The following is a 12,486-nucleotide window of genomic DNA, read 5'->3' as shown; positions in this document are numbered from 1 at the left end:
GCCGCGTTGTCGTCACTCGCCGATGCTCCGCATCGACTCCCTCCTCCGCCTTGCAGCTACCCGCACCAGGCCCCGCTCACCGGCGTTGACCAGCAGCGCCGATTCCCTGCGACCTGATCCAAACGACAGACCCTAGCCGCGGGCGGGCCGGGCCACCGGTCGTGGTCCGGCCCGCCCGCGGCGGGAGCGTCAGCCCGCGGTTCGGGTGAAGACCGCGACCGTGCGGGCCGGCACGGTGAAGGTGCCGGATCCCCGGGCGTAGGCGGAGGACTTCACCGTGGCGTCCGCCCCGGCCGCCTGCACCGGGTGCAGCCGGTAGCCGGTCCCGGCGAGTGCCGGGACGCGCTGTTGCTGTTTCTGCGGCGTGGCGTTGAAAACGACGACCAGGTCACCGAGGCGCATGGTGATCACGCCGGGTGTCTCGTCCTTCCCGGACAGCGGGAAGGAGAGCCGGGACTGCACCCGCTCTGCGGTGCCGAGGGAGAAGTCCTTCTCGGTGCCGCGGATCCGCAGCAGGTCGCGGTAGGCGGCCGAGGTGCCCTCGATCTGCGCGCAGCCCACCTCGACCTTGGTCAGCAGGGGCTTGGCGTACGGCCACTTGTCGGTGTTGTCGGCCGCCATGGGCAGTCCGCGGCCGAAGCCGTTGCCGTCCTCGCACCTCCAGTGCACGGCGTTGAACCAGTCGCCGCTGTCGTAGGAGTTGCGGTCCAGGGACTTGGAGCGCAGCAGGTCGGTGCCCGCCTGGGAGAGGGCCGGGCCCTGCGAGAGGGTGGCCGTCGCCATGGCCAGGACCTGCATCCGGGCCCGGTCGGCCGCGCTCGTCGACGCGGGGAGCTTGAAGGCGAGCGCGTCGAACAGGGACTCGTTGTCGTGGGCGTCGGCGTAGGCGAGGGCGTCACCGGGGGCGTCGGCGTAGCCGGCGGGGGCGCCGTTGTAGTCGACCTCGGAGCCCTTGACCTCCTTGCCCGCGGTGTCGGTGAACCGGTAGCCCGCGAGGTTGCCGGAGAGCCCGACCTTGATGAGGTCCTGGTAGTGCAGGAGGCGGGCCTTCTGCTCGGCCGGGGTGCCGTTGTTGCCGGAGGAGTTGGGGTCGGTGTACAGGCCGGAGGCGAAGCCCTGGACGCCGGGGTCCTCGTCGAAGGGGCCGCCGCCGCGCACCGCGTCACGGGCGCGGTCGGAGAAGGTGGCGATGCCGGTGCCGGCCATGTTCTTCTGGGTGGCCTGGACGAACCGGGCGTCGTCGGCGATCTCGCCGAAGTTCCAGCCCTCCCCGTAGAGGATGATCTTCTTGCCGTCGACGCCGTCCTTCTTGAGGGTGAGCGCGTCGAGGGCCTTGCGGACGGCGAGGATGTTGGCCTTCGGGTGGTGGCCCATGAGGTCGAAGCGGAAGCCGTCGACCTTGTACTCCTTCGCCCAGGTGACGATCGAGTCGACGACGAGCTTGCCCATCATGGCGTTCTCGGTGGCGGTGCCCGCGCAGCAGGTGCTGTTGGCGACCGAGCCGTCGGCGAGGAGCCGCTGGTAGTAGCCGGGCACGATCCGGTCCAGGACGCTCGTCGTCTCCTGGCCGCTCGCGGCGGTGTGGTTGTAGACGACGTCCATGACGACCCGCAGTCCGTCGTCGTTGAGGGCCTTGACCATCTTGCGGAACTCGACCGTGCGGGCGGTGCCGTCCGGGTCGGTGGCGTAGGAGCCCTCGGGGACCGTGTAGTGGTACGGGTCGTAGCCCCAGTTGTAGGCGTCCTTCGCGGCGGTCTTCCCGACGCACTCCTGCTGCTTGTCGGAGTCGGCCGGGAAGGAGGCCAGGTCGCAGCCGGGCTTCGCCTGGTCGGCCTTCCTCTCGGGGATGGTGGCGATGTCGAAGGCGGGCAGCAGGTGGACGTAGGAGGTGCCCGCCTTGGCCAGTTCGCGCAGGTGCTTGCTGCCGTCGGCGGCCTTGTCGGTGAAGGCGAGGTAGGTGCCGGGGTGCTTCGAGGTCCGGTCCTCCACGGAGAAGTCCCGGATGTGCAGCTCCTGGATCTGTGCGTCCTTCAGCGGGACGGCCCTGGGCTTGGTGTACGCCGACCAGCCGGAGGGCTTGAGGGCCTTGTCGTCCAGGTCGACGACGAGGCTGCGCCGGGAGTCGGTGGTGAGGGCGAGGGAGTAGGGGTCGGTGACCTTGTTGGTGACGACCTCGCGGACGCTGGGCGCCCAGACCTTCACGACGTACCGGTAGGGCTTGCCCTTCCAGGACTTCGGGCCGGTGACGGACCAGACGCCGGTGGCGGGGTCGCGCTTCATCGCGGTCGTGGAGTCGCCGATCTCCAGGGACACCTGCTGTGCGGTCGGCGCCCACACGGCCAGGGTGGGGCGGCCCTTGGAGAACGTCGGTCCGAGGCCGGCCTTGGTGGCGCCGGGGTAGAGGGCGTCGAGGACTCCGGCGATCTGCACGCCGGTCGCGGCGAGCACCGCCCCGTTCGCGGCGTGCTGGGTGGCGACGACCTGACCGCGCAGGGCCTCGCGGACCCGGTCGCGGTCGCGCGGGTCGACGGTCCAGGCGTCGTACTCCTTCAGATGCGGGAACTTCGCCTTCTGCGCGTCGGTCAGCTCGCCCTTCGCCAGGCGCAGCCACTTCGCGTCACCGGTCAGGGCGCCGTCCCGCACGGCGATCGAACCGTCGCGGGAGTAGAGCAGCTGGGTGGAGGCGGCGGCGTCGGAGCCGTTCCAGGCGAGGGTGTTCCGGTCGAGCCAGATCGCCTTGGACGTGGTCAGGTCGAGCGCGGCCGCGCTGCCCGCGGGCTGCGGGAGCAGGTACTTGTCCTGGCCGTTCACCAGCCACACCTCATGACCGTTCGCCTTGAGGTCGAGCGACTGGTCGGTGGGCAGGTCCTTCTCGTCGCCCTTGTGGAGGATGTAGCTGAGACTGGTGGCACCCTCGGTGAGCGGCACCTCGTAGACAGCGCCATAGGAGTCAGTCTTCACCGGTTTCAGCGGGTTCGACCAGTCGGTGGGGTTCGCGGCGCCGGTCCAGACGTGCAGGCCCCAGCCGTCGTAGTCGCCGTCGGCCCGGTGGTAGTGCAGGACGGCCTTGGTCTTGTCGGGCGCCGGATACTCGGGGCGCTCGGTGGTGACGGTCTCCTTGCCCTGCTCGATCCAGATCTCGCCGGTCTTGGTGACGTCGATGGTGCGGTCGGTGGCGACGTCCTTGTCGCCGTCCTTGTCCACGACGAGGAAGCCGACGTCGGAGGCGCCGGGCTTGAGCTTGACCCAGGCGAAGGCCCCGTAGGCGTCGCGGCCGGTGAAGGGGTGGCTCCCCGGCCATTCGGTGGCCTCGCCCTCGGCGAGGTCGCCCCAGGCGTACAGGCCCCAGTCGGTGTAGTCCCCGTCGGCGCGCTTGTAGTGGACGATCGCGTGGCCGCGGGAGGCGGCGGTGGGCGGCTCCTCGGCGGGCGGGGTGCCGGTGGTGGAGGCGGCGAGGGCGCTCGCGGTGCGGCCGGCCGAGTCGATGACGACGGCCTTGTAGCGCAGGGCCGTGCCGGGCGCCACGTGCTTGCCGATGGTGTGGGTGACCTTGTAGGGGGCGTGGTCGGCGGAGCCGAGGGTCTGCCACCTGCCGTTGCCGGTCTGCGCGGCGAAGACGACCCGGTTGAGCTGCCCGCCGTCCGTGTCCGCGGTGACCTCGACGGTGCCGGTCGCACCCGCGGCCGGGGCCTTCAGGGTGATCGTGGGCGCGGTGGCGGGCTCGGCGAGCCCGCCGGACGCCTTGAGGACGATCGCCTTGCCGGCCGGGACGGTGACGGTGAGCTTCTTGTCACCGTCGCTCTTCGGGGCCGCGTCGGTGCCGTGGATGCCCTTGAACGTCATGCCGGCCGAGCCGGTAGGGAAGGTCGCGCTCTTCGTCTCGCCCGCGTTGTTGAAGGCCACGACGTACTCGGTGCCGGTCTTGGCGTCGGTGCGGGAGAAGGCGTAGACGCCCGGGCCGTCGGCGGCGTACCGCTGCTGCTGGACGCCGTCGGTGAGGGCCGGGTTGGCCTTGCGGAGTGCGGCGAGGGCGCTGATCTGCCGGTAGAGCGGGGCCTTGGTGTCGAAGGCGTCCTCGGCGTGGGTGCGGTCGGTGCCGATGCGGTCGTCGTCGAGGTAGTCGGCGGTGCGCGACGCGAACATGCTCTGCCGGGCGTCCTTGTCACCGCCCGGGCCGGTGAAGCCCTGCTCGTCGCCGTAGTAGACGACGGGGTTGCCGCGGCTGAGGAACATCAGCTCGTTGGCGAGCTTGGCCTTGGCGAGCAGCTCGGCGTCGGTGGCCTTGGGGTCGTCCTGCTTCAGGAAGGACCCGATGCGGCCCATGTCGTGGTTGCCGAGGAAGGTGACCTGCTCGTACGCGTTGGCCTTGCCGGTCGTGTACTTGTAGTCGTCGCCGAAGACGGCGGCGAGTTTGCCTGCGCTCGCGCCCTGCGAGGCGTACTGCCGGGCGGCCTCCTGGAAGGGGAAGTCGAGCGTGGCGTCGAGGCGGCCCTGGGTGACGTACGGGGAGGTGACGTCGGTGTCGGCCGAGTAGACCTCGCCGAACATGAAGAAGTCGTCCCTGCCGCGCTTGGCCGCGTAGGCATCGAGGGCGGTGGCCCACTGCGTCCAGAACTCCATGTTGACGTGCTTCACGGTGTCGATCCGGAAGCCGTCGATGTCGAAGTCCCGTACCCAGCGCTGGTAGATCTTCTCCATGCCCCGCACGACCTCGGGCCGTTCGGTCCACAGGTCGTCCAGGCCGGAGAAGTCGCCGTGCGCGGAGCTCTCACCGGCGAAGGTGGAGTCGCCGCGGTTGTGGTACATCGCCGGGTCGTTGAGCCACGACGGGACCTTGACGTTCTTCTTCGCGGCGGGGACGGCCGGGGTGCGCGGGAAGGTGCCGGTGCCGACCTCGGGGAAGTCCCGTCGCCCGTCCGCGTGGTCGGCGTCGTCGAAGGGCTCGCCGTCCTTCGTCAGATACGGGAAGGCGCCCTTGGAGAGGTAGTCGTAGGACTTCTCCTCGTAGTCGACGACGTCGGCGGTGTGGTTGGTGATGACGTCGAAGAAGACCTTCATGCCCTTGGCGTGGGCCTTGTCGATGAGGGTTTCGAGGTCCTTGTTGGTGCCGAAGTGCGGGTCGACCTGGGTGAAGTCGGTGATCCAGTAACCGTGGTAGCCGGCCGAGGCGTTCTCGCCGGTGCCCTGCACGGGCTGGTTCTTGAAGATCGGGGCCATCCACAGGGCGGTGGTGCCCAGGCCCTTGATGTAGTCGAGCTTCCTGGTCAGGCCCTTGAGGTCGCCGCCCTGGTAGAAGCCCTTGTCGGTGGGGTCGTAGCCGGTGGCGAGGCGGGAACCGGTCAGGCCGCCCTTGTCGTTGCGCGGGTCGCCCTTGGCGAACCGGTCCGGCAGGACGAAGTAGAACTGCTCACGGGTGGCGTCGTGCCGGGCGGGCTCGGCGGCCAGCCTGGCGTCGGAGGGGGGCGGAGGCGGAGTGTCGGCCCGCGCCGCGAGGGGCTGGACGAGCGCTGCGGCCAGCGCGGTCACGGTGACCGCAGCGACCCGTCCGGCATGGGTGGTTCGGCGCCTCGACGGCGTCGGCCATCTCGGTATCACAGATGGGCTCCTTGCGATTACGGCTCTTCGGGTCCGACCCCGCGCGACCGTATCGCCGCCGCAACACTTACAGCAAGAGGCTTGAAACCATCGGCAAAAACTTTCAGCTGGCCGCTCAGCAGCTCGACTTGCCCGCGTACACCGCGAGGGCGGTGTTCGCGCCCAGGGTGGCCGTGAGCTGCCCGCTGGAGTTCACCGTCACCGGGGTGCTGTTCTGCACGTCGCAGTACGTCCCGGCGGGCAGCGACGTCTGGTACGTCCGGGTCAGTGGTCCCGACTCGTGGTTGATGGCCACGAAGCCCTTGCCGCCCCGGCCGAAGGCGATCGCGTCGCCGCCGTTGTCCCACCAGTTGGTGACGGCCTGGCCCCGGGTGGCGTTGCGGAAGCCGACCATGGACTTGATCTCGGGCCAGTTGTGCTGGCACTTCCAGCCGTTCTGCCAGCAGGCGTTCACCTGGCCGCCGTTCGGGGGGCCGGCGTCGTGGTCGGAGAACTCGTAGCCGGAGTTGATGTCCGGCGCGCCGTAGGGCCAGGCCAGCATGAAGACGTTGGCCAGGGTGTAGTCGGCGTTGTCCTTGTAGCTGAGGGTCGAGCCGTTGCGCTCGGTGTCGTGGTTGTCGACGAAGACACCGGAGACTCCGCTGCTCATGTAGCCCCAGCCCTCGCCGTAGTTCTTGAGGTAGGCGAGGTTCTCGTTGTTGAAGACCCGCTTGAGGTCGTAGGCGTAGCGGAACTCCTGGACGTCCCCGTTACTCGTGTATTCAGTGGGCTGGACCGCCTCGCCGGAGCCGTAGATGACCTCCTGCTTCCAGTACACCGACGGGTTGCTCAGCCGGGACTTGATGCCGGCGAGGTCGGCCGCGTCCATGTGCTTGGCCGCGTCGATGCGGAAGCCGTCGACGCCGAGGGAGAGCAGGTCGTTCATGTAGCCGGCGATCGCGCCGCGGACGTAGTTCTCGCCGGTGTCGAGGTCGGAGAGGCCGACCAGCTCGCAGTGCTGGACGTTCCAGCGGTCCTGGTAGTTGCTGATCTGGCCCGTGCAGTCGTCGAAGTCGGGCGCGGAGTACAGGCCGGGGTAGTTGTACTTCGTGTACGACGAGCCGCCGGTGCCGGTGCCGCTGCCGGCCGCCATGTGGTTGATGACGGTGTCGGCGACGACCTTCACACCGGCCGCGTGGCAGGTGTTCACCATGTCCCGGAAGGCGGCGCGGTCGCCGAGCCGGCCGGCGATCTTGTAACTGACGGGCTGGTACGAAGTCCACCACTGCGAGCCCTGTATGTGCTCGGCGGGCGGGGAGACCTGGACGTAGCCGTATCCGGCGGGCCCGAGGGTGGTGGTGCACTCGCGGGCGACCGAGGCGAAGTTCCACTCGAAGAGGACGGCGGTGACGTCCTTGGTGCCAGGTGGGGAGGCCTGTGCACCAGTCGGGGTCATGACAACCGCAGCCGCGGCGAGCGCGACGGCGGAAGCGAGGTATCTGCGTGCCATGTGGGGTTTCCTTCTTCGTTGAAGGTTCTTGCAGCAAGGTTCAGAAACCTTGCGGTGACGCAGATAGTAGAGGCCCGCCACCCGAAAGGGCAGCGGGCCGTACGAAATTCAAAGGAAAATCAGGCGCGGGGCCCCTCGGTCGCGGTGGTCCACCACACCGTGGTGTCGGCGGGCACCTTCGTCTCGTCGTCGACCTCGACGATCTCCCCGCTCGCCACCAGCACCCGGCCGTACGCCGGCATCGCCACCGACTCGCCGGTGGTGTTCGCGACGCACACGAACTCCCCGCGCCGGAAGGCCAGCACACCCTCGGGCGCCCGCAGCCACTCCACGGACGTGCCGGCGCCGAGGTCGGGCTGCTCACGGCGCACGCGCAGCGCGGCCCGGTACAGCTCCAGGGTCGAACCGGCCTCGCCGGTCTGCGCCTCGACGCTCAGCTCGCCCCAGCCCTCCGGCTGCGGCAGCCAGCTGCCGCCGTCACCGAAGCCGTACGACGAACCCGTCTTGGTCCACGGGATCGGCACCCGGCAGCCGTCGCGGAAGCCGTCCTGGCCCGCGCCCCGGAAGTACGCCGGGTCCTGGCGCACCTCGTCCGGCAGGTCGACGACGTCGGGCAGGCCGAGCTCCTCGCCCTGGTAGACGTAGGCCGAGCCGGGCAGCGCCAGCATCAGCAGGCTCGCGGCCCGGGCCCGGCGCAGGCCCAGCTCGCGGTCGCCGGCCAGGCGGATCTGGGTGCCGAGGCCGGGCGGGTTGGCGAAGCGGGTGGCGTGCCGGGTGACGTCGTGGTTGGACAGCACCCAGGTGGCGGGGGCGCCGACCGGGCGCATGGCCTCCAGGGTGCGGTCGATGACCTCGCGCATCTCCTCGGCGTCCCAGTGGGTGCTGAGGTACTGGAAGTTGAAGGCCTGGTGCAGCTCGTCCGGGCGGACGTAGTGGGCCGTGCGCTCGATGGTCGGGGTCCAGGCCTCGGCGACGAAGATGCGCTCGCCCGCATACTCGTCGAGGATGAGCCGCCACTGCCGGTAGATCTCGTGCACACCCTCCTGGTCGAAGAACGGCATGACATCGTTGCCCAGCAGTTTCACCTGGTCGTGGGATCCAAGGTCGGGCAGGCCCGCCGCCTTCACCAGACCGTGCGCGACGTCGATGCGGAAGCCGTCGACGCCCATGTCCAGCCAGAAGCGCAGGATGGAGCGGAACTCGTCGCCGACCGCCGGGTGTTCCCAGTTGAAGTCGGGCTGCTCGGGGGCGAAGAGGTGCAGGTACCACTCGCCGGGCGTGCCGTCCGGCTCGGTGACCCGGGTCCAGGCCGGGCCGCCGAAGATCGACTCCCAGTCGTTGGGCGGCAGTTCGCCGCTCGCGCCCTTGCCGGGGCGGAAGTGGTAGCGGTCACGCAGCGAGGAGCCCGGGCCCTCGGCGAGCGCCCGCTTGAACCACTCGTGCTGATCGGAGGAGTGGTTGGGCACCAGGTCGACGATGATCCGCAGACTCAGCCGGTGGGCGTCGCGGATGAGCGCGTCGGCGTCCAGGAGGTTGCCGAACATGGGGTCGACGGCACGGTAGTCGGCGACGTCGTAACCCGCGTCGGCCTGCGGCGAGGCGTAGAAGGGGCTGAGCCACACGGCGTCCACGCCGAGATCGCGCAGGTACGGCAGGCGGCTGCGGACACCCTCCAGATCGCCCATGCCGTCGCCGTTGCTGTCGGCGAAGCTGCGCGGGTACACCTGGTAGATCACCGCGTCCCGCCACCAGTCGCGGCGCTTGGCGACGGCCACTGTGGGGGTGGGGGCAGGGGCAGCTGAGTGCTGGCTCATGTCGTCCTTGATGCGTAACAGGATGTCGGTCATGGAAGCGTGGGTGGGGAGAGGGGCGGCCGCGGTACAGCGGGGTCGGATGGGCACCGCAGCCGCCCGATCCGCGCCCCGTCAGGGGCGCGGGGAACTGCGCGACCGGCCACGACGGACCCGCGGCCGATCACTCACGGAGGTCACCCCTTCGTGCCACCGGCCGTGAGCCCGGTCACCAGGTTCTTCTGCACCAGGTAGAAGAACAGCGCGGCCGGTATCGCGATCAGCACAGCCGTCGCGGCCATCAGATTGCGCTGGGCGTCGTGCTCGCTGACGAACGTCTGCAGACCGACGGCGAAGGTGTAGTTGTCGTCGCTCAGCATGAACGTCGAGGCGAACGCGACCTCACCGAAGGCCGTGAGGAAGCTGTAGAACGCCGCGACCGCGAGGCCCGGCTTGGCGAGCGGCAGGATGAGCCGCGCGAACGTGCCGAAGGGGGTCAGCCCGTCGACGCGCCCCGCCTCGTCGATCTCGAACGGGATGGTGTCGAAATAGCCCTTCATCAGCCAGGCGCAGTACGGCACGATCGTGGTGCAGTTGACCAGGATGAGACCAAGGTAGCTGTCGATGAGCTGGAGATCCGAGAGGATCTGGTACATCGGCACGATCAGTACCGCGATGGGGAACATCTGGGTGACCAGCAGCACCCACATCAGCTTCCGGTAGCCGGGGAACCGCATGCGGGAGACGGCGTAACCGGTGGACGCAGCGACGACGACGCCGATGAGCGTCGTGCCCAGCACCACGACCAGCGTGCTCTTCAGCCAGTCGAAGAACCCGGTGTCCTGGAGGACGAAGGCGTAGTTGTCGAGCGACATCTTGCCCCAGATGCGCCCGGGGTGGAGGTAGTCGTCCTTGTCCGGGCCGAGGGACAGGAAGACCAGCCAGGCGACCGGGAAGAGCGCGGTCAGGCTGGCGGCGATCAGGACGGCGTGCGAGGCGAGGGAAGCGCCGCGGCCGCGTTCGCCGCGCCCGCGGACCTTGCCGGGGGCCTCGGTGGGGCGCCGCTCGCCGGCCGGTGCGGAGCTCTCGACGGTGGTCGTACTCATGGGGAACTCCTGCCTCAGATCGCGAGCTGCTGCTCGTTGCGGTTCAGCCAGCGGCGGTAGAAGGAGGTGAAGACGATCAGGATGGACAGGAGCAGGATCCCGTAGGCGGCGGACTGGGCGTAGTCGCGCGGCTGCTGCCCGAAGCCCAGTTGGTAGGCCCATGTGACGAGGATCTGGGCGTCGGGTGCGGTGTTGCCGAACAACAGGAAGATGATGGCGAACTGATTGAAGGTCCAGATGACACCCAGGAGTACAACCGTCGTGCTGACGGACCTGAGACCGGGCAGGGTGACGTAGCGGAACCGCTGCCAGGCGTTGGCGCCGTCCATCTCGGAGGCCTCGTACAGGCTGGCGTCGATCGACTGCAGGCCGCCGAGGAGCGAGACCATCATGAACGGCACACCGCACCAGGTGTTGACCATGATCGCGGCGAACCGCTGCCAGAAGGTGTCCTCCAGCCACAGCGGTGTCGGCAGGCCCAGGCCCTCCAGGGCGGTGTTGATGACGCCGCTGTCGGCGAGCATGAACCGCCAGCCGAAGACCGTGACGAAGGTCGGCACCGCCCAGGGCAGGACGAGGATCATCCGGTAGAGGGTCCGCCCGCGCAGCTTCTGGTTGAGCAGCAGGGCGAGGCCGAGACCGATGCCGTAGTGCAGGGCGACGCACGCCGCCGTCCAGAAGACCGTCCACAGGAAGTGCGACCAGAAGCGGTCGTAGGCCGTCGGGCCCCAGAGGATGTCGGCGTAGTTGTCCAGGCCGATGAACTTGTACGTGGCGTCGATGTGGTTGACGCCGATCGTGCGGGCGGTGTTGAGACTGGTGGCGTCGGTGAGGGTGAGGTACAGGCCGTACACCAGCGGGTACACCACGAGGACGCCGAGCACGACGGCCACCGGGGCGATCATCGCGTAGGCGTACCAGTGCTTGTGGAAGCCGTTCTTCAACCGCTGGACGGGCCCGGGCCGCGGTTCCCGCTCACCGCGCCGCTTGCCGGTCGCTCGGTCGATGGCGACTGTCATGGTTCGACACCTTCTGGAGGTTCAAGGAGGTCAAGGGGAGCTGCCCGGGCGCAGGCGCAGGCGCGGACCGGTGGCCGCCGGATCCCCTCCCCCCATGACAGGGGGATCCGGCGGCCACCGGGCGGTCACTTGGAGAAGCCGGGCACCAGCTTGGCGATGGCGGTCTCGGCGTTGCCGAGGCCCTTGTCCAGGGATTCCTTGCCGCTCGCGATCTTGAGCAGCTCGTCGTCGAGCGGGGTCCACAGGGAGCTGTACTCGGGCAGCGCCGGGCGCGGCTGGGCGGCGGACAGCACACCCTGGTAGCCGGCGATGCCGGGGTCGGCCTTGACCTTGTCGGTGTAGGCGTCGTCGCGCGTGGGGAGCGTGGAGTTCTTCAGCGCGATGGTTTCCTGGGCCTTGGCCGAGGTCATGAAGTTCACGAACTTCATCGCGGCCTTCTGGTGGGCCTCGTCGGAGCCGGCGTAGACGGACAGGTTGTGACCGCCGGTCGGGGCGCCCGCCTTGCCGGCGGAACCGGCCGGGACGGTGGCGATGCCGAGGTTGTTCTTGTCCTTGAAGGCCGAGCCCTTGTAGAAGTTCGTGATCTCCCACGGGCCCTGGATGATCGAGGCGACCTTGCCGCTGACGAACGCCTCCTGGATGTGGGCGTAGGCGTCGGCGGTGGTGTCGGCCTTGTGCAGGCCCTTGCCCTTGAACAGGCCCTGCCAGGTGCCGTAGGCCTTCTTGGCCTCGGGCGAGGTGACGGTGATCTTCTTTGCGTCGGCGTCGACGGTGTCGGTGCCCTCGCCGTAGAGGAAGGACTGGGCGTAGTAGGCCTGGGTGGAGCCCCAGTAGCCGTCGACGCCGGTCTTGTCCTTGACGGTGGCGGCGGCCTTCTTCAGGTCGTCCCAGGTCTTGGGGGCCTCGACGCCGGCCTTCTCGAACAGGGCCTTGTTGTAGACGAGGGCGAGGGTGTCCGTGGTGAACGGGACGCCGTAGGTCTTGCCCTCGTACTTGGCCTGCTCGATCAGGCTGGGCTGGAACTTGTCCTGGTCCTTGAGGGCCTCGGTGCCGTCCAGCGGCGCGAAGAAGCCCTTCTTGGCGAAGGCCGGGGTCCAGCCGACCTCGGAACGCAGCACGTCCGGGGCACCCTTGGAACCGGCGGCGGTGTCGAACTTGTTCTGCGCCTGGTCGAAGGGGACGTTGACGTACTTGACCTTGATGTCCTTGTTGGCAGCCTCGAACTGCTTCACCAGGGCCTGGTACGTCGGTGCCTCGTTGGTGGCGTTGGAGGTGTCCCACCAGGTGATGGTGACCGGGCCGCCGGCCTCGTCGCCACTGTCGCTACCGCCGCAGGCCGTCGCCGCCAGGGCGAGGGACGCCACCAGCGCGGTGGCCGCTATGCCACGCCGCATGAGTTCTCCTTGAGGGTGAAAGCCCGTTGTGCTGCCGACTGCGCCGTTGGCGGCCGGGCGTCGGTGAGATTAGCCGCGCTGGAAGGACTTGCG

At 69.1% G+C, this 12,486-nt stretch carries 6 protein-coding genes; all 6 read right to left on the bottom strand.

The window, feature by feature from the left end:
• Positions 1-189: 189 nt before the first annotated feature.
• The gene (gene pulA, locus ACFZDE_RS09505) at positions 190-5,595 is read right to left on the bottom strand and encodes a pullulanase-type alpha-1,6-glucosidase (RefSeq protein WP_391198874.1); all 5,406 of its coding nucleotides are present in this window, start codon (positions 5,593-5,595) and stop codon (positions 190-192) included.
• Positions 5,596-5,710: 115 nt separating this feature from the next.
• Positions 5,711-7,084: an alpha-amylase family glycosyl hydrolase gene (locus ACFZDE_RS09500; protein ID WP_391198871.1), complete on the bottom strand. Its 1,374-nt coding sequence runs from the start codon at positions 7,082-7,084 to the stop codon at positions 5,711-5,713.
• Positions 7,085-7,203: 119 nt separating this feature from the next.
• The gene (locus tag ACFZDE_RS09495) at positions 7,204-8,898 is read right to left on the bottom strand and encodes an alpha-amylase family glycosyl hydrolase (protein WP_391198949.1); all 1,695 of its coding nucleotides are present in this window, start codon (positions 8,896-8,898) and stop codon (positions 7,204-7,206) included.
• Positions 8,899-9,071: 173 nt separating this feature from the next.
• The gene (locus ACFZDE_RS09490; protein ID WP_390997799.1) at positions 9,072-9,980 is read right to left on the bottom strand and encodes an ABC transporter permease subunit; all 909 of its coding nucleotides are present in this window, start codon (positions 9,978-9,980) and stop codon (positions 9,072-9,074) included.
• Between the two features lie 14 nt (positions 9,981-9,994).
• Complete coding sequence (locus tag ACFZDE_RS09485; protein ID WP_391198868.1) at positions 9,995-10,999, bottom strand: ABC transporter permease subunit; 1,005 nt, start codon at positions 10,997-10,999, stop codon at positions 9,995-9,997.
• A 125-nt stretch (positions 11,000-11,124) separates the two neighbouring features.
• The gene (locus tag ACFZDE_RS09480) at positions 11,125-12,393 is read right to left on the bottom strand and encodes an extracellular solute-binding protein (protein ID WP_391198865.1); all 1,269 of its coding nucleotides are present in this window, start codon (positions 12,391-12,393) and stop codon (positions 11,125-11,127) included.
• Between the last annotated feature and the right edge of the window lie 93 nt (positions 12,394-12,486).

This window comes from Streptomyces sp. NPDC007929 (assembly GCF_042959065.1).
GTDB lineage: Bacteria > Actinomycetota > Actinomycetes > Streptomycetales > Streptomycetaceae > Streptomyces.
This window is presented reverse-complemented; position numbering and strand designations above follow the sequence as displayed.